Origin of the sequence: Ruegeria sp. HKCCA4812, from assembly GCF_013034245.1 — a bacterium.
Taxonomy (GTDB): domain Bacteria; phylum Pseudomonadota; class Alphaproteobacteria; order Rhodobacterales; family Rhodobacteraceae; genus Ruegeria.
This window is the reverse complement of sequence record NZ_WQFQ01000001.1, coordinates 418,968-435,683: the sequence shown is the minus strand read 5'-3', so window position 1 is coordinate 435,683 and position 16,716 is coordinate 418,968. Positions and strand designations below refer to the sequence as shown.

General features: G+C 58.4%; 17 protein-coding genes. 9 read left to right on the top strand and 8 right to left on the bottom strand.

Annotated elements, in window-relative coordinates:
- The first annotated feature begins 99 nt into the window (after positions 1 to 99).
- Positions 100 to 1,443, top strand: a complete 1,344-nt coding sequence (gene dddP / locus GOW04_RS02160) for a dimethylsulfonioproprionate lyase DddP (protein WP_171231416.1) — start codon at positions 100 to 102, stop codon at positions 1,441 to 1,443.
- 10 nt (positions 1,444 to 1,453) lie between these two features.
- Here the strand turns inward: dddP and GOW04_RS02155 are convergent, their stop codons facing one another.
- Positions 1,454 to 1,648, bottom strand: coding sequence for a hypothetical protein (locus GOW04_RS02155; RefSeq protein ID WP_171115340.1), 195 nt, complete (start codon positions 1,646 to 1,648; stop codon positions 1,454 to 1,456).
- A 274-nt stretch (positions 1,649 to 1,922) separates the two neighbouring features.
- On the opposite strand from GOW04_RS02155, the gene GOW04_RS02150 reads away from it, so the two are divergent.
- Entirely contained in the window at positions 1,923 to 3,137 is a 1,215-nt protein-coding gene (locus GOW04_RS02150) for a bifunctional alpha/beta hydrolase/OsmC family protein (RefSeq protein ID WP_171231415.1), read from the top strand.
- A gap of 30 nt (positions 3,138 to 3,167) precedes the next feature.
- On the opposite strand, the gene GOW04_RS02145 is transcribed toward GOW04_RS02150, so the two are convergent.
- The 3 genes from GOW04_RS02145 to GOW04_RS02135 form a co-directional block, all read right to left on the bottom strand.
- Complete coding sequence (locus GOW04_RS02145; RefSeq protein WP_171231414.1) at positions 3,168 to 3,488, bottom strand: hypothetical protein; 321 nt, start codon at positions 3,486 to 3,488, stop codon at positions 3,168 to 3,170.
- A gap of 10 nt (positions 3,489 to 3,498) precedes the next feature.
- Positions 3,499 to 4,059 carry a hypothetical protein gene (locus tag GOW04_RS02140; RefSeq protein WP_171231413.1) on the bottom strand — a complete coding sequence of 187 codons (561 nt, stop codon included), beginning with the start codon at positions 4,057 to 4,059 and terminating at the stop codon, positions 3,499 to 3,501.
- 174 nt (positions 4,060 to 4,233) lie between these two features.
- The gene (locus GOW04_RS02135; RefSeq protein ID WP_171231412.1) at positions 4,234 to 4,566 is read right to left on the bottom strand and encodes a hypothetical protein; all 333 of its coding nucleotides are present in this window, start codon (positions 4,564 to 4,566) and stop codon (positions 4,234 to 4,236) included.
- Between the two features lie 88 nt (positions 4,567 to 4,654).
- Here GOW04_RS02135 and purB point away from each other — a divergent pair, with 88 nt between their 5' ends.
- From purB to GOW04_RS02115, 4 genes are all read left to right on the top strand, one after another.
- Positions 4,655 to 5,959, top strand: coding sequence for an adenylosuccinate lyase (gene purB, locus GOW04_RS02130; protein ID WP_171228076.1), 1,305 nt, complete (start codon positions 4,655 to 4,657; stop codon positions 5,957 to 5,959).
- Between the two features lie 374 nt (positions 5,960 to 6,333).
- Positions 6,334 to 6,876 (top strand): tetratricopeptide repeat protein, encoded by a 543-nt coding sequence (locus tag GOW04_RS02125; protein ID WP_171115327.1) that lies wholly within the window; start codon positions 6,334 to 6,336, stop codon positions 6,874 to 6,876.
- 96 nt (positions 6,877 to 6,972) lie between these two features.
- A complete protein-coding gene (locus GOW04_RS02120) occupies positions 6,973 to 8,046 on the top strand; it encodes a flagellar motor switch protein FliG (RefSeq protein WP_371808339.1) in 1,074 nt (357 codons plus the stop codon).
- A 138-nt stretch (positions 8,047 to 8,184) separates the two neighbouring features.
- Complete coding sequence (locus GOW04_RS02115) at positions 8,185 to 9,108, top strand: lysophospholipid acyltransferase family protein (protein WP_171228073.1); 924 nt, start codon at positions 8,185 to 8,187, stop codon at positions 9,106 to 9,108.
- Here GOW04_RS02115 and GOW04_RS02110 read toward each other — a convergent pair whose 3' ends face one another.
- Entirely contained in the window at positions 9,109 to 9,810 is a 702-nt protein-coding gene (locus GOW04_RS02110; RefSeq protein WP_171231410.1) for a thioredoxin family protein, read from the bottom strand.
- A gap of 224 nt (positions 9,811 to 10,034) precedes the next feature.
- On the opposite strand from GOW04_RS02110, the gene acnA reads away from it, so the two are divergent.
- The 3 genes from acnA to GOW04_RS02095 all read left to right on the top strand — a co-directional run bounded on the left by acnA (position 10,035) and on the right by GOW04_RS02095 (position 15,188).
- Complete coding sequence (acnA, locus tag GOW04_RS02105; protein WP_171231409.1) at positions 10,035 to 12,725, top strand: aconitate hydratase AcnA; 2,691 nt, start codon at positions 10,035 to 10,037, stop codon at positions 12,723 to 12,725.
- Positions 12,726 to 12,844: 119 nt separating this feature from the next.
- The gene (locus GOW04_RS02100) at positions 12,845 to 14,347 is read left to right on the top strand and encodes a BCCT family transporter (protein WP_171231408.1); all 1,503 of its coding nucleotides are present in this window, start codon (positions 12,845 to 12,847) and stop codon (positions 14,345 to 14,347) included.
- 139 nt (positions 14,348 to 14,486) lie between these two features.
- Positions 14,487 to 15,188: an SDR family NAD(P)-dependent oxidoreductase gene (locus GOW04_RS02095; RefSeq protein WP_171231407.1), complete on the top strand. Its 702-nt coding sequence runs from the start codon at positions 14,487 to 14,489 to the stop codon at positions 15,186 to 15,188.
- Between the two features lie 29 nt (positions 15,189 to 15,217).
- Here GOW04_RS02095 and GOW04_RS02090 read toward each other — a convergent pair whose 3' ends face one another.
- From GOW04_RS02090 to GOW04_RS02080, 3 genes are read right to left on the bottom strand one after another with little or no spacing between them, the layout of a single operon-like run.
- Positions 15,218 to 15,757, bottom strand: a complete 540-nt coding sequence (locus tag GOW04_RS02090; RefSeq protein WP_171231406.1) for a DsbE family thiol:disulfide interchange protein — start codon at positions 15,755 to 15,757, stop codon at positions 15,218 to 15,220.
- Positions 15,750 to 15,908 (bottom strand): heme exporter protein CcmD, encoded by a 159-nt coding sequence (gene ccmD / locus GOW04_RS02085; protein WP_171115312.1) that lies wholly within the window; start codon positions 15,906 to 15,908, stop codon positions 15,750 to 15,752. Before ccmD ends, GOW04_RS02090 begins: the two co-directional genes overlap by 8 nt.
- Complete coding sequence (locus tag GOW04_RS02080) at positions 15,905 to 16,678, bottom strand: heme ABC transporter permease (protein ID WP_152458361.1); 774 nt, start codon at positions 16,676 to 16,678, stop codon at positions 15,905 to 15,907. Before GOW04_RS02080 ends, ccmD begins: the two co-directional genes overlap by 4 nt.
- Positions 16,679 to 16,716: the final 38 nt, after the last annotated feature.

Genomic DNA, 16,716 nt, shown 5'->3' with positions numbered 1-16,716 from the left:
TTTCTTGTCGGTCGAAAACGACAACCTCGCCGTCGCATTTTTCTCAGACGATTGGTCGTGGCGGATGAATTGTAATTGGAACAAGCAACGAGGCCAGCCATGAACCAGCACTACCGAGACACGCGCAAGATTGACCCCAGCCGTGGCACGACATTGGGCGATGGTACGCCAAACGAAAATGACCGGATCGAGATTGGCCCGACGCAGCTTGCGTTTGACGAGTGGGCCGCTGCGGGGCTGGAACTTCCCAATCTGGCACGGATGCGGGAACACCGCTGGAAGAGGCTGACACAGGCCATCGTGGACCGCGGCTATGGCGGCTTGCTGATTTTTGACCCGCTGAATATCCGCTATGCCACCGACAGCACGAATATGCAGCTGTGGAACACCCACAATCCGTTTCGGGCGGTTTTGCTGTGTGCAGATGGCTATATGGTGATCTGGGATTACAAGAACTCCCCCTTCCTCAGCACCTTCAACCCACTTGTGCGCGAGCAGCGCTCGGGCGCTGACCTGTTTTACTTCGACCGGGGCGACAAGGTTGACGTTGCCGCAGATGTGTTCTCGAACGAAGTACGCGTACTGATCGAAGAACACGGCGGCGGCAATATGCGCCTGGCGGTCGACAAGATCATGCTGCACGGATTGCGCGCGCTCGAGGCGCAGGGGTTCGACATCATGGAAGGCGAAGAACTGACCGAGAAGACCCGCGCCATCAAAGGGCCTGACGAAATCCTGGCCATGCGCTGCGCCAGCCATGCCTGCGAAACTGCGGTTGCCGAAATGGAACGGTTTGCCCGTGCCAATGTCGGCGACGGCAAGACCTCGGAAGATGATATCTGGGCTGTCCTTCACGCCGAAAACATCAGGCGTGGCGGTGAATGGATCGAAACCCGTCTGCTGGCTTCGGGCCAGCGGACCAACCCGTGGTTTCAGGAATGCGGCCCGCGGATCACCCAGCAGAACGAGATCATCTCGTTCGACACTGACCTGATTGGTTCTTACGGGATTTGCATCGATATTTCCCGCAGTTGGTGGATTGGCGATCAGAAGCCACGCGAGGACATGATCTATGCCATGCAGCACGCCCATGAACACATCATGACCAATATGGAGATGCTGAAGCCCGGCGTGATGATCCCGGAACTGACCGCAAATTCCCACAGGCTGGACGAGGAGTTCCAGGCGCAGAAATATGGCTGTCTGATGCACGGCGTCGGGCTTTGCGATGAATGGCCGCTGGTTGCTTATCCAGACAAGGCGGTTGAAGGGGCCTACGATTATCCGCTGGAACCCGGAATGGTCTTGTGTGTCGAAGCCTGCGTGGGCGAAGTGGGTGGCGATTTCAGCATCAAGCTGGAGGATCAGGTTCTCATAACCGAAGACGGATATGAGAACCTGACGAAATACCCCTTCGATGCCCGGTTGATGGGGCTCGAGTGAGGCCGGCGCCTCATTCTGACCAATGTGACCGGCGCACGTTGCCGTGCCAGTCTTCGACAGTTGGACTTACCTGAGCGTGCGGCCCGCTGAAAACTGCGGGCCGGGATTGCCCGACGGCAAAACCCACGAGGCCAGCCAGAACAATCGCCATGACTGTACTGGGAAGTATCTTGGGAAGGTGTGCGGCAGCGTCTGCATGTGCCATCTGCGTCTCCTTTATCAATTGCTGTAGGCCGTAGATGGGCTTGATTGCGACATAAGTGAAACGAATGTTTGTTCGGTGTTGCATCACACACATTGATGGAGCGCCAACCACCCCCAATTAGCGGCCGCGCCTGTCACCGCCCGGGACATCTTTCGGATTGCAAGGCGTTCGCTTGGTTCTCACCTTCCCGTGACGCGTTTGACATAAGGGTTGTGACCCGGCGGGCTTGACCACAGTATTGGGGATGTTTCCCCGAACCGTTCAAGGAGCCGACATGCCAACGGAACGCATCACTTTTGCCGGACATGACGGCAGCCAATTGGCCGCGCGGCTGGATTTGCCGGATGGTCCGGTCCTTGCGACAGCCCTGTTTGCCCATTGCTTCACCTGTTCCAAGGACATACCTGCGGCCCGGCGCATTTCGGCCCGCCTGGCGGCCATGGGAATTGCAGTGCTTCGGTTCGACTTTACCGGCCTGGGTCATTCCGAAGGAGAATTCGCCAACACGACTTTCACGTCGAATGTCGAGGACCTGATCTCGGCCGCGCAATATCTGGCCGGACGAAACATGGCCCCTGCCCTTCTGATCGGTCACTCGCTTGGCGGTGCGGCGGTTTTGCGGGCGCGTGCCGGAATTCCGACGGTCAAGGCTGTGGTCACCTTGGGCGCACCGGCGGATCCCGGCCACGTGTCCCATCATTTCGAGGAAGCCATGCCCCAGATCGAACAGGAGGGCAGCGCCGAGGTCACCTTGGGCGGGCGCCCGTTTCGAATTGGTAAAGCGTTTGTGGATGACATTGCGGGATCGGCCCTGTCTGCCTCGATCGCTGATCTCAAGGCCGCTTTGCTGATCCTGCACGCCCCTCGGGACGAAACGGTCAGTATCGACAACGCAAGCACCATCTTTCTGGCTGCAAAGCACCCAAAAAGCTTCGTCACCCTCGACGATGCCGATCACCTGATCACACGGGCCTCTGATGCTGAGTATGCCGCGGATGTCATCTCGGCTTGGGTATCGCGCTATCTGAAGCTTTGCCCACCCGCGCCGCCCCCGGGTGCGCCGGAAGGTGTCGTTCGCGTAACAGAAGCGGATCCGAATGGCTTCATGCAGGATATTCAGGCAGGCCCGCACCATCATGCGGTTGCAGATGAGCCTGCCTCTTACGGCGGCACGGATAAGGGCATGTCGCCTTATGGCTTTGTCTCATCCGGCCTCGGCGCCTGCACGTCCATGACGATAAGGATGTATGCGCGCCGCAAAAAATGGCCGCTGACCAGTGTCAGCGTCGATGTCTGCCATGACAAAGTTCATGCTCAGGATGCCGGTTTGGCAAATGAGGGCAAAGTGGATCAGTTCCGCCGCAAAATCCGCCTGAGCGGCCCGCTTGATCAGGAACAAAAACAGCGCCTGCTGGAAATCGCAGACAAATGCCCGGTTCACCGGACACTTGAAGGCTCGGCGCATATCACGACCGAACTTCTTACCTGAGAAAAGGCCGCCGGACAGGCGGCCTTTTAATTATCTGCGGCGTGGTGCCGGGCGATGTATTGGTGGCCGCGCGGCAGGTGGCCGGGCCACAGGGGGCCGCGGCCGCGCAGGCGGTTTGGCAACCGGTGGATTCGGACGCTCGGGACGCACGGGCCGATCAGGTCGATCTGGGCGGTCGATATCAACATTCACATCGACATCGCGATAGTAGTCATTCCACAGCATCGAGTCATAGAACGGGTCATACCCGTATCCGACGCCGACCGTTACGCCGTCACAGGCCGACAACGTCAAAGTCGCGGCCGCCAGCCCCAATGCGAGGGAAATCCGTTTGATCAGTCCAAAGCGCATCTTGCCCCCCTCACAGAAGCGACCGGAACGACGCGAAAACGGCGTTCAAATCTTCGGCGAAATCCGGGTCTGCCCCGTCCCGCAGGATGGCAACAGCTATGGCGACACGGTTGCGCGGCAAATCAATGACAGTGGCCGTGAAGTTCACCCCCTTGCCATCGCGGCGCCCCGTCCCCCGAAAGACACGGGCGGGCAACCCGCCGATGCGGGTGTTGCTGGTGCTGGTAAGGGTCGGGTCTTTGACCAGAAACTTGTCGATGTCCTGCAAGTAGCGGACCCCATCCTGAATGGTTGCAACCCCTGAAGGTGAAACAAACCCCATCCAGACGTTGTCGTCCGTTACGGGGCGCAGCCCCATGACCCGAGCCACCGCACGCGGATCATCCAACCCGGTGTCTTCGATCTCACGCGGGCCGCCAGTGCGCAGCACCCAAAAATCGGGCACGTCGAACCGAAACAGGGCGCGACCATCCTCGGTATATGTCACCGGAGTGTCGGCCAGTGCTGATCCTGCCCCACCCAGCCAGACAGCGGCGCAAGCGGCAAGAATTGGAGATGATAATAAACGCATATCTCAATAACCTGATGATTTCTTCGCCCTCAGCTTGACCGCTCAAGGCGCGACTTGTCCAGCACTGCGTTGCAAAGACCCAGGAAAACCGCGTTCAGGTATTTCCCTTCCCCTCACATGTCGCCAGACTCTTGCAAGCATCACGCCCCAGTTTTTCAGACAAATACATGAGTTCTATTTCGCATAGACCCCGACGGTCTGGCCGCCCGCATCATCAACGAAACGGATCGCGTCCCCATTTTGCCAGACGTCATAGCAGGCCCACAAATCGGAAGGTGGCCATGTCGAGCAGTATTGATCCCCTCTCACCGCCCAGCGCCCGACACTGGGCCCGCCCGAGGAATACTGCGTGGTCAAGCTGGCTTCGAAAACCTGCCAAACACCCGCGCCGTATTCCAGCTTCTTGCCGGCCAAGGCTGACAGGATTTCCTCTCCGGACAGTTTCTGGAAGTCTCCGGCCGCCAAAACACCCGGCCAAAGGGCGAAAATCAGGGCAAACCGTCTCATACCTGCTCTCACATCTTGTTCCCTTGCGCACAGGCGGCTAAACCCCGCGCCAACGCCTCATCCCAATCACATAAAGGTGCTGCCGCCAATGATTCCCCGTTATTCCCGCCCTGACATGGTTGCCATCTGGTCGCCCGAAACCAAGTTTCGCATCTGGTACGAAATCGAGGCGCATGCCTGCGATGCCATGGCCGATCTGGGCGTGATCCCGCGCGAGAATGCAGAAGCCGTCTGGAAAGCCAAGGACGTGGAATTCGACGTCGCCCGCATCGACGAAATCGAAGCCGTCACCAAGCATGACGTCATCGCATTCCTGACCCATCTCGCCGAACATGTCGGCAGTGAAGAGGCCCGGTTCGTGCACCAGGGCATGACCAGTTCGGACGTGTTGGACACCTGCTTCAACGTCCAGCTGACGCGCGCGGCCGACCTTCTGATCGCCGATCTCGAAGGGCTTTTGGCAGCGCTCAAGCGCCGTGCGTTTGAACACAAGGACACGGTTCGCATCGGCCGCAGCCACGGTATCCACGCAGAGCCCACCACAATGGGCCTGACCTTTGCCCGGTTCTATGCCGAGATGGACCGCAACCTGTCCCGTATGCGCGACGCCCGAGCGGAAATCGCAACCGGGGCCATCAGCGGCGCCGTCGGCACATTTGCCAATATCGATCCCGCCGTCGAGGAACATGTCTGTGACAAACTGGGCCTTGTGCCCGAACCGATCAGCACCCAAGTGATCCCGCGTGATCGCCATGCGGCCTTCTTTGCGACGCTTGGCGTCATCGCCAGCAGCATCGAAAACATCGCCATCGAAATCCGCCACATGCAGCGGACCGAGGTTTTGGAGGGCGCAGAATTCTTCTCGATGGGCCAGAAAGGCTCGTCCGCCATGCCGCACAAGAAAAACCCGGTACTGACCGAGAACCTGACCGGGCTGGCCCGCATGGTACGCGCGGCAGTGATCCCGGCAATGGAGAATGTCGCGCTCTGGCATGAACGCGACATCTCGCATTCCTCGGTCGAGCGCATGATCGGTCCGGATGCCACGATTACACTGGATTTTGCGCTGGCCCGTCTGACCGGCGTGATCGACAAGATGCTGATCTTCCCCGAAAACATGCTGGAAAACATGAACAAATTCCCCGGTCTTGTCATGAGCCAGCGTGTTCTGCTGGCCCTGACCCAGGCAGGGGTCAGCCGTGAGGACGCCTATGCCATGGTCCAGCGCAACGCGTTGAAGGTTTGGGAACACCGCACCGATTTCAAACAGGAACTGCTGGCGGACGCCGATGTAACTGCCGCGCTCAGCCCCGAAGAAATCGAAGAGAAATTCGACCTCGGCTATCACACCAAACACGTGGATACGATCTTCGCCCGGGTATTCGGCGAATAACGTAGGTCTCGACGCCGCCTTCCCACGGCCCGGTCTGCATTTCACAGGCCAGGCCTTGTTTTTTGCCAGACCGCCCGAAATCGTTTATTCTGTGGATGATTTTTTGGGGAGAGGCACCATGATCCGTACCGTTCTTTGCTCGCTTGCACTTGTTTGTGTGGCATCTGCCAGCCTTGCATGCAGCGGGCATTCCAAACAGACGCAATCCTGCGCACCCGGCACAATCTGGGACTCTGAAACGCAAAGCTGCGCTAAATCCGTCAACAGCTGACGAATTTCTGTCCGACTTGTGAATAAAAGCAACCGTTCCACTGTTAGCTTTTTTGTAGATCGCACTATGATTTTGTGAGCAGCCCCGAGAACGGAGTAAGAATATGCGCCTTTTGTTAGCTTCAGCCCTCGCTTTGCAGGCCTTCGCCTTTGCCCCGGTGGTCCACGCCGCAGGCGGCGACAGCAGCAGCCCGCCGAAACCGACGAATACGACCAAGAAATGTTTGTTCGGTCGGGTCTATGACGAAGCCAGAGGCCGGTGCGTCAAACCCAACAAAACCAACCTGTCGGAAGATCAGCTTTACGACGCCGTCCGCGAACTGGCCTATGACGGGCAATACGGGCACGCGCAGGATATCCTGCGGATCATGGATCAGGACGATGACCGCGTGCAGACCTATTGGGGCTTTACCTACCGCAAGATGGGCGAGCTGGAGCTGGCGAACGTCTTTTACCAGAATGCCATCAATGCCAATCCCGACAATCTTCTGGCGCGCAGCTACATGGCGCAAGGCTTTGTAACCGAAGGCAAAACCGATCTGGCAATCGAGCAATGGCGCGAGATCAAGGCCCGCGGCGGCGAAGGGACCTGGGCCGAGACATCTCTGCGCGAGGCCATCCGGACAGGGTTGACCTACAGCTACTGAGCTTCAGGGTTATTTAACCCAACTCCCGTTAATCTGCCCGTGGTTCGGGAAATTTGGCACTACGGGCAGATGCAGGACACAAACGCTTTGATACAAATGGCAAATGGGGGATCTGCCCCACTTGCCGCAGGGGATGAACACGCGCCGCAAGTTGTTCCGCGCACATTGACCGGTCGGCAAAAAGCGGCCGTTGTCGTGCGCCTTCTGTTGAACGAAGGCGCCGATGTTCCACTTGAGGAATTGCCAGACGACCTGCAAGAGACATTGACCCATCAACTTGGTCAAATGGGCCTTGTCGATCGCGTCACTCTAGGCGTGGTGGCCCAGGAATTCAGCGACGCTCTGGACAATGTCGGGCTTGCTTTTCCACATGGGCTTGCAGGTGCATTGGATGCGGTGAACGGAAAGATCGCACCATCGACGGCCGCGCGCCTGCGCAAGCTTGCCGGGGTGCGCCAGATCGGCGATCCATGGCAACGCCTGCGTGAGGTATCCGTTGAGGATCTTGCCAAAATGGCCCAGGCGGAAAGCACCGAGGTGGCGGCCGTCATGCTTTCAAAGATGGATACCGCACAGGCGGCGCAGATGCTGGCCCATATGCCGGGCCCGGTTGCGCGGCGCATTACCTATGCCATCTCGAAAACAACAAATGTCACCCCCGAAGCGGTTGAACGTATTGGCTGGTCGCTGGCCGCGCAACTGGATCAGCGGCCTGCTCAGGCTTTCGACAATGGTCCCGACGCACGCGTGGGCGCGATCCTGAACCAGTCGGCGGCCGCAACACGCGACGACTTGTTGAACGCATTGGACGAGGACGACGCCGAATTTGCGGATCTGGTACGCCAATCGATCTTCACCTTTGCCCATATCCCAAACCGTATCGCGACCCGCGATGTTCCCGCCATCCTGCGTGAAGTGGAACAGCCGGTTCTTGTCACCGCATTGGCAGGTGCCGCCGCAGATGATGACAAGGCATCCGTTGAATTCATTCTGTCAAACATTTCGTCCCGCATGGCCGATAATCTGCGCGAGGAAATGGCCGAACGTGGGCGCGTCAAACAATCGGAAGCCGAAGATGCCATGACACAGGTCGTGGCCGCCATTCGCGTTCTGGTCGATGCCGGTTCCATTGTTCTGATCGAAAACGATGACGAGGAAGATGCAGCCTGACCCCGCGAACCCACGGGTATTGCGCGATCCGGCCACCTGCTGCGGGTTCAGGTTTTCCGCCCGTCTGGGCGCTTGAGCTTGCAGGCATCGGGCTGTATGTCTTCCTCAGCAATTCGCAACACGCGGTGAGACACCTCCATGCCCGTTGAAAAGTCGGAGCTCAGCCGGTTTGAGCTTGGGAAATACTATGTCGCCAACCTGTTTCTGCAGGGGGTCATCCGCGTTATGCGCATGCTTCCCTATGAGCGGCGTATTGCAACAATGGGGGCCATCGTGCGGTTTCTGGCACCTGTCGTCGGGTTTCGCAAACGTGTCCGTCGAAATCTGAAGCTGACTTGCCCGGACTTGCCTGAAGCCGAAGTCAGGCAGATCTGCCGCGATGTGCCGGACAATGCCGGTCGTGCGATCATGGAACATTTTTCTCCGGAAGACTTTATCGAACGGCAGAGCAAGGCCAAGATTTCTGGGCCAGGTATCGCTGCATTAGACGCGGCTGTTGCCGAGGGGCGTCCGGTCATGATGATTACGGCGCATTTCGGTCACTACCTAGCAGCGCGCATCGCCTTGCAGACATACAGCGGTCAGCCCATCGGCTGCCTGTATCGGCGGATGGCCAACCCGTATTTCAACGACGCTTATGTCGAAGCCTTCTACAAGACAGGCGCCCCGATGTTCGAACAGGGGCGGCGCGGAATGGTCGAGATGGTACGCTCGTTGAAAAAGGGCGGGATCATTGCCATCGTTTCCGATCTTCATGCAATGGGCGGTGAGGAACTGATGTTCTTCGGCAAACCCGCCGTGACATCCGTGCTGAACGCCGAGTTGGCCATCAAATACAATGCCGAGCTGATTCCGTGTTACGCGGTGCGTCAGCCCAACGGTATTGATTTTGAGATCGTTCTGCACGAACCGGTTCCGCACACGGACCCAAAAACCATGACCCAGTTCACCAATGACGATCTGGAAAAGATGGTGCGGCAGCATATGGGGCAATGGTTCTGGATTCACCGCCGCTGGAAACATTGGAACGGGTTGGGCATCAAACCGGAAGAAATGCCCTGATCACTTGACCCGGGTGGCGGCAACAATCGGCCCTTCCCCGGCCCTTTGAACCAGAACGACTGCCGGCAGGTCCAAACCAAGCTGAACCGTGAATGATTGCGGTGCAGTTCCATCCCATTGCCCCGCAATCTGCCAGGCCTCAACGACATTGGCATAATCCAACTCGTGCCCGGCCAGCTCTCCACGACGGATCGAAGCGTGACGCATGGGAGAATACTGAACCACATGCACGTCATAGGTATCGCCTTTCGGCAACTCGACGGGCGTCACATCCACTGTCACTTCATCGGCTGAGCGCACGGCCGTCACAAGCGCTTCGGGCGCTGCTTTCAGATGCGCTTCGATCAATCGATCAAGTTCACGGGATTGCGCCCCGACGATGTCGTGCTGCCCGTTGATCACCATCTGCGGGGTATAGATCATGGAACGCCCCCCCTCGCGGGCATAAGCCCGCTGCCGAAGCGTATGATCGGGGTTCGCATATTCGTCCTTCCACCCGATATAGTCCCAGTAGTCGACATGCAAAGCCAGCCCTATGACGTCGTTGCGCTTGGCCAAATCGTGCATGATCCGATCCGCCGGCGGGCAGGATGAACACCCCTGAGACGTGAACAGCTCGACCACAACCGGGTCTTCCTCGGCCGCGGCCTGTACCGCCACAAGGCAGGAAAACACGGTGGCCAAAGCAATGGATCTGAACATGTGAACTCTCGGGTTGGGCGGTTGGATCTCAGGGATAGCTGCTTTGACACTCAACAGCCAATCAAGGTTTCTTGAGGCTTTGATACATTCTCTCCGCGAAAAAGTGTACAATAGTATACAAAATTGCCCCTCATCGCGTGTTCAGCCTTGAACACGGGGGCTTGGTGATGCAGATAACACTCAGCAAATCCTAATATCCAAGTCATTTGAGAGGGAGGCCACAGATGCCCATCAAAGTCGGACAGGATACCGCCAAAACGCGCCGCAGTCTGAGCGTGAATGGTAAATCCATTTCCTATTATTCGATCCCCGCCGCGCAAGAGGCCGGTCTGGGCGATTTCTCGAAACTGCCTGCCGCACTCAAGGTGGTGCTGGAAAACATGTTGCGGTTCGAGGATGACGGGTTCTCGGTCTCGGTCGATGACATCAAAGCTTTTGCCGAATGGGGGGCCAACGGTGGCAAAAACCCTCGTGAAATCGCCTATCGCCCTGCCCGCGTACTGATGCAGGATTTCACCGGCGTTCCTGCCGTTGTGGATCTGGCTGCGATGCGTGATGGCATCAAGGCGCTGGGCGGCGACGCGCAAAAGATCAACCCGCTGAACCCGGTCGATCTGGTCATCGACCATTCGGTCATGATCGACGAGTTCGGCAACCCGCGCGCGTTCCAGATGAATGTGGACCGTGAATATGAACGCAACATGGAACGGTACCAGTTCCTGAAATGGGGTCAGGGTGCATTCAACAACTTCCGCGTTGTTCCCCCCGGCACAGGTATCTGCCACCAGGTGAACCTTGAATATCTGGCCCAGACCGTCTGGACCGACACCGACCAGAACGGTGAAGAAGTCGCCTATCCCGACACGCTGGTCGGCACCGACAGCCACACCACCATGGTCAACGGCATGGCCGTGCTGGGCTGGGGTGTCGGCGGGATCGAGGCCGAGGCCGCGATGCTGGGTCAACCGATCTCGATGCTGATCCCCGAGGTCGTGGGCTTTGAGCTGACCGGTGATCTGGTCGAAGGCACAACCGGCACCGACCTGGTTCTGAAGGTCGTGGAGATGCTGCGCGAAAAAGGCGTGGTGGGCAAGTTCGTCGAATTCTACGGCGAAGGCCTGGATCGTCTGCCGCTGGCCGACCGTGCGACCATCGCCAACATGGCCCCGGAATACGGCGCGACATGCGGCTTTTTCCCGATTGACGGCGAAACGCTGCGCTACATGCGCAACACCGGCCGCGACGAGGATCGCATCGCGCTGGTTGAAGCCTACGCCAAGGAAAATGGTTTCTGGCGCGATGAAAACTATGCGCCGATCTACACCGACACCCTGACCCTGGATATGGGCACGATTGTTCCAGCAATCTCGGGGCCCAAACGCCCGCAGGATTATGTTGCGCTGACTGACGCCAAGGCCGCTTTCGCCAAGGAAATGGCCGAGACCTTCAAGCGCCCGATGGGCAAACAGGTCGAGGTCAAAGGCGAAAACTATGGCATGGAATCGGGTAAGGTCGTGATCGCCTCGATCACGTCCTGCACCAACACGTCGAACCCTTACGTGATGATCGGAGCGGGCCTCGTGGCGCGCAAGGCAGCCGCGCTGGGACTGGATCGCAAACCTTGGGTCAAAACCTCACTGGCACCGGGGTCGCAGGTTGTGTCCGCTTACCTCGAGGCCGCGGGCCTTCAGGAGGATCTGGACAAGATCGGCTTCAACCTCGTCGGATACGGCTGCACCACATGTATCGGCAACTCGGGGCCGATCCAGAAAGAAATCTCGGAGGCCATTGCGGAAGGCGATCTGGTCGCCACTTCGGTCTTGTCCGGCAACCGCAACTTCGAAGGCCGCATTTCGCCCGACGTGCGCGCAAACTATCTGGCTTCGCCGCCTCTGGTCGTCGTGTACGCCCTGGCAGGCACCATGGACATCGACCTGACATCCGAACCGATCGGTCAGGACAAGGACGGCAACGACGTCTATATGAAAGACCTCTGGCCGACGCAGCAGGAGGTCGCGGAACTGGTCGAACAGACCGTCACGCGCGAAGCGTTCCAATCGAAATACGCCGACGTCTTCAAAGGGGACGAGAAATGGCAGTCGGTCGAAACCACCGATGCGGAAACCTATGACTGGCCGCCGACATCGACCTATATCCAGAACCCGCCCTATTTCCAGGGCATGGGCCCCGAACCGGGCACGATTTCCAACATCGAAGGCGCCAAGGTTCTGGCCATTCTGGGTGACATGGTCACGACCGACCACATCTCGCCCGCGGGGTCTTTTGCGACAACTTCGCCCGCAGGCCAGTACCTGATTGAACGTCAGGTTCAGCCGCGTGAATTCAATTCATATGGTTCACGCCGCGGCAACCACGAGGTGATGATGCGCGGAACTTTCGCCAACATCCGCATCAAGAACGAGATGCTGGACGGCGTCGAAGGCGGTTACACCAAAGGCCCGGACGGTGAACAGACGTCAATTTATGACGCCTCGATGGCCTATCAGGCGAACGGCACCCCGCTTGTGGTATTCGGTGGCGAGCAATATGGCGCAGGCTCAAGCCGCGACTGGGCGGCCAAGGGCACGGCGCTGCTGGGCGTCAAGGCCGTAGTCGCCGAGAGCTTTGAGCGTATCCACCGTTCGAACCTTGTTGGCATGGGGGTCATTCCGTTCGAGTTTACAGGTGGCGACACCCGCAAAACCCTGGGGCTGAAAGGGGATGAAACCGTTTCGATTCACGGGCTGGATACGATCGAGCCGCTTCAGGAAGTCCCCTGCACGATCGTTTATGGCGATGGAACCGAAAAGACCATCACCCTGAAATGCCGCATCGATACCGCCCCCGAGATTGAATACATCGAAAACGGTGGCGTGTTGCATTACGTCCTGCGCAATCTTGCGAAGGCATCATAACCGATAGCAAAGCGTGCAATTCAAACCCCCGGCCACCCGCCGGGGGTTTTTTGTATTCTGGTCATTTATTCGAAAACCTGAAACTGTTGGGCAAGGTCATCAACGGAAAACCATTCGCCATGAAGAAACCCAACGCCCTGCTGGTATGTTCGCTCAGCGTAATTGCCGTGGTCGGGATATGGGGTGTCGTGGACATTCAAGGCCTGGTGACCTGGGCAAGCGGCATCGTCCAGCAGACCTTCCACAGCCGCGGCTGGTTCGTGATGCTCGCCGCTTCGGGCATGTTGATCGGATGCCTGTTTCTGGCATTTTCACCCTATGGAAACATTCGCCTCGGCCGGGATGACGAGGAGCCAGAGTTTTCCACCGCCACATGGATTTCAATGTTGTTCTCCGCCGGTATGGGCGTCGGCCTGCTGTTTTGGGCTGTGGCGGAACCGCTGACCCATTTCAACTTCATCTCCGGCATGGCACCGGATTTCATCGCGGCGCAGCAGGCCATGCTGGCGACAAATTTCCATTGGGGGCTGCATGCCTGGGCGATTTATGGCTCTACCGCGCTGACTATTGCCTATTTCAGCTTCCGGCGCGGTACCGGGATGATGGTCAGTGCGCCGATCAAAAACCTGTTTCCCGGCGAACGCTGGGCTGAACGCGTCGGGTGGCTTTCGGACTTCATGGCGATCATCGCCATATCCATTGGTGTTGGCGGCTCCATGGCCATGGGCGTGTTTCAGGTGGCTGACGGCATCGCAGTGCTGGGCGGTCGGGAAACGGTCGGCGCCCTTTTGATTGGTGTCGTGTTTCTGGCAATGGTTGCTGCGTATATCCCGGCACTCATGATCGATCTGGGCCAGGGCATGGCGCGCCTGTCCAATGCCGCCATGCTGATCGCAATCGGCCTTGTTGCCTACACGGTGGTCCTTGGCCCCACCGAATACCTTCTGAATACCATCGTTCAGGGGTTCGGCGACTATGTCACCAATGTCATTCCCAGGGGATTTCAGACCTTTACGTTCTTCAGCGATGACGTCACCAGATGGTTCAGCGACTGGACCCTGACCTACATGGTCTGGTGGATTGCCTGGGGCCCGTTCGTGGGCGTCTTTGTCGCCCGCATCTCTCGCGGTCGCACGATACGGGAATTCGTGATCGGCGTCCTGTTCGCCCCCACGCTGTTTTCAATCCTCTGGTTCGGTGCCTTTGGTGGCATTGGCCTGTTCGAGGCACTCAATGGTGCGGGCGAATTGCTGGCCTATACGCAGACAAACATCGAACGCGTAACCTTCGCCCTGCTCGACCGACTTCCACTTTCCGTAATCACCACGCTTGCAACGGTGCTGGCCGCCTTTCTGTTCATCGTGACCAGCGTCGTAAGCGCAGCCTTTGTTCTGGGCACCTTCTCGACGGGCGGGGACGAGAACCCCCCGCCGCGTGTGCGTCTGATCTGGGGGGGATTGCTGGGACTGCTGAGCGTTGCAATGATCCTTTCGGGATCCGTGGACTCGGTTAAGATCCTCATCTCGCTTGGCGCATTGCCCTTTGTCTTCATTTCGGTCCTGCTGATGGTTTGCCTGTTCCGCGGGCTCAGAGAGGAGGGCCAACGCAATGCTGATCGGTGATCTCACGGACACATTGATGAACCTTGTCACCTTCGCGTTCATCGCGGCAATGCTCTGGATATTGCTGCGCAAGTGACCGCATTCCGGCAGCGCAAAAATCAACGTTGAATCCTGGGCGCTTTGCCGGTCATCTGAGTTCATGGAAAAAGTTGCACTCATAACCGGCGGTGCCCGTGGAATTGGGCGGGCAATAGTCGAAGACCTGCGCGGTGATCACCATGTCGCCTTCACCTGGTTGGCCAGCCACCCCGATTCAGAATTGCTGAAAGGCGACGTTCTGGCGATTCAATCGAACCTTACAAAAGACAACCAACCCGCCCGGGTGGTCGAAAAGGTCATCGATCACTTCGGGCGACTGGACGTGATCGTGAACAACGCCGGTCTTGTTCGCTCCACTCCGAAACAAGAGTTTCAGGCCGCGGACCATCGCGCCATTCTTGACCTCAACGTGCTGGCCCCCGCCGCGTTGCTTGCCGCGGCATTACCGCATCTGAAACGCGGCGCTTCGATCGTCAGCATCTCGTCGATGAACGCAACATTGCCGCCGCGCGACGCCGCGACCTATGGGGCAAGCAAGGCCGCGCTGAACCTCTGGACGCGCGCCATGGCGAAAGAACTTGGCCCGGACGGAATCCGCGTCAACGCGGTTGCGCCGGGTGCCATCAACATCCCCGAAGACCCCCGTCCTGACGATCTGACATCGCTTTTCGTCAAGGAAACGGCGCTGGGCCGGATCGGAACTCCGGAAGACATCGCCAGGGTCGTTCGGTTTCTGACCTCGGACGCGGCGGGATTCGTAACCGGAGAGGTTCTGGGCGTGACCGGAGGCTATCGCTTGTAAGGTGGCTCAAACCTCGTTTTCCAAATTACTCAACCGCCCGCAGCCTTTTCCAACGCCGGACGCAGAGTGTTTTCAATCACACGCTGCGTAATCGGGCCGGCAAAGCGCAGAATGATCGTGCCGTCGCCATCAACCACATAGGTTTCGGGAACGCCGTAAAGGCCCCAATCCAATGCCATGCGACCCTTCTCATCACGTCCAATCGCAGCGTAGGGATCGCCAAGCTCGGTCAAAAACGCTTGGGCGTTGTCCAACTGGTCTTTGTAGTTGATGCCATAGACCGGGATGCCTTCGGCGGCCAAGGCCTCCAGATTGGGATGCTCGGCGCGGCATGGTGCGCACCAGCTGGCCCAGTAGTTGACCAGCTTGACCTCTCCATCCCGCAGCGTGGCATCATCAAACAGCTTCTTTTCCGGGAACTCGCTCAGAACCACGGGCGGAGCCGGTTGACCTTCGCGGGCAGAGGGCAACGCGTTGGGGTCTTCACGGAACATACCGATCCCGGCCAACACGGCGAACGCGCCAAAAATCAAAGGCGGCGCGATCATCAGGGGCGATATCTTAGCCATTTCGCGAAATCCTTTGTTCGATCTTTTCCATTTCAGTGCGTACCTTGCGCCCTCGCATCACGCTGAACACGATCAATGCCACCAGCAGCACGATGGACACGGCATAAGACGACAAAACCGCGTCAGCATATTTTCCAAGATCGGGGATCATCCGCCCACCCTTTCCCGCGCCTGCAACGCCTTGATGCGCCGCGCGCGGATTTCAGTTCCGGTGCGGTACAGCACCAAAGCGATGAACAGCAGCACAAATCCGATAATGCACAGCAACAGCGGATAGAAGTAGATATTGCTGACTTTTTCTTCCGTATCGGCCCCGGTCACGGCTGCCGCGCGCATGACTGATGCGCCCTGATGCAGGCCCTGGTTCCAAAAGTTGACCGCATATCGGCTGAGCAGCGCGAACACGGATCCGACCAGACACAGAACCGAAGTCAGGTCCGCCGCAGTGTCCGGGTCCTCGATGGCTTCCCACAACGCGACATAGCCAAGATAGAACAGGAACAGGATCAGAAACGACGTCAGGCGCGGATCCCACGCCCACCAGGTGCCCCACATGGGCTGTCCCCAGATCGCCCCGGTCAGCAACGCAATAAGGGTCATCACGATCCCGATCGGCGCAGCCGCCCGTGCCGCCAGCGCGCTGACATGATGACGCCGCACCAGCCAGACCAGAGAAGTTGCCAGCATCATCAGCCAGCAATTGATCGCCATAAGTGCCGCCGGGACGTGCAGATAGATGATCTTGACCGTCGACCCTTGTTTGTAGTCGTCCGGCGTGAAGAAGAACCCCCAGACCAGCCCGACGACGATGCAGAAGATCGAGACGATCCAGAAAAACGGCAGGACACGTTCACTGGTCGCAAGAAACTTGCGCGGGTTGGCGTATTCCCAGAGGGCATTGGCTTTGGCTGCTATCGACATGGGCCCTATCTAGTCCGAGTTGGGGGTTTTCTCAATTG

Excerpts from the sequence above, each read along its gene's own strand:
- GOW04_RS02150 (WP_171231415.1), top strand. The coding sequence starts at position 1,923 with ATGCCAACGGAACGCATCACTTTTGCCGGACATGACGGCAGCCAATTG.
- GOW04_RS02115 (WP_171228073.1), top strand. The coding sequence starts at position 8,185 with ATGCCCGTTGAAAAGTCGGAGCTCAGCCGGTTTGAGCTTGGGAAATAC.
- GOW04_RS02100 (WP_171231408.1), top strand. The coding sequence starts at position 12,845 with ATGAAGAAACCCAACGCCCTGCTGGTATGTTCGCTCAGCGTAATTGCC.
- ccmD (WP_171115312.1), bottom strand. The coding sequence starts at position 15,908 with ATGATCCCCGATCTTGGAAAATATGCTGACGCGGTTTTGTCGTCTTAT.
- GOW04_RS02145 (WP_171231414.1), bottom strand. The coding sequence starts at position 3,488 with ATGCGCTTTGGACTGATCAAACGGATTTCCCTCGCATTGGGGCTGGCG.
- GOW04_RS02110 (WP_171231410.1), bottom strand. The coding sequence starts at position 9,810 with ATGTTCAGATCCATTGCTTTGGCCACCGTGTTTTCCTGCCTTGTGGCG.
- GOW04_RS02080 (WP_152458361.1), bottom strand. The coding sequence starts at position 16,678 with ATGTCGATAGCAGCCAAAGCCAATGCCCTCTGGGAATACGCCAACCCG.
- GOW04_RS02120 (WP_371808339.1), top strand. The coding sequence starts at position 6,973 with ATGGCAAATGGGGGATCTGCCCCACTTGCCGCAGGGGATGAACACGCG.
- GOW04_RS02140 (WP_171231413.1), bottom strand. The coding sequence starts at position 4,059 with ATGCGTTTATTATCATCTCCAATTCTTGCCGCTTGCGCCGCTGTCTGG.
- purB (WP_171228076.1), top strand. The coding sequence starts at position 4,655 with ATGATTCCCCGTTATTCCCGCCCTGACATGGTTGCCATCTGGTCGCCC.
- dddP (WP_171231416.1), top strand. The coding sequence starts at position 100 with ATGAACCAGCACTACCGAGACACGCGCAAGATTGACCCCAGCCGTGGC.
- GOW04_RS02095 (WP_171231407.1), top strand. The coding sequence starts at position 14,487 with ATGGAAAAAGTTGCACTCATAACCGGCGGTGCCCGTGGAATTGGGCGG.
- GOW04_RS02155 (WP_171115340.1), bottom strand. The coding sequence starts at position 1,648 with ATGGCACATGCAGACGCTGCCGCACACCTTCCCAAGATACTTCCCAGT.
- acnA (WP_171231409.1), top strand. The coding sequence starts at position 10,035 with ATGCCCATCAAAGTCGGACAGGATACCGCCAAAACGCGCCGCAGTCTG.
- GOW04_RS02125 (WP_171115327.1), top strand. The coding sequence starts at position 6,334 with ATGCGCCTTTTGTTAGCTTCAGCCCTCGCTTTGCAGGCCTTCGCCTTT.
- GOW04_RS02135 (WP_171231412.1), bottom strand. The coding sequence starts at position 4,566 with ATGAGACGGTTTGCCCTGATTTTCGCCCTTTGGCCGGGTGTTTTGGCG.
- GOW04_RS02090 (WP_171231406.1), bottom strand. The coding sequence starts at position 15,757 with ATGGCTAAGATATCGCCCCTGATGATCGCGCCGCCTTTGATTTTTGGC.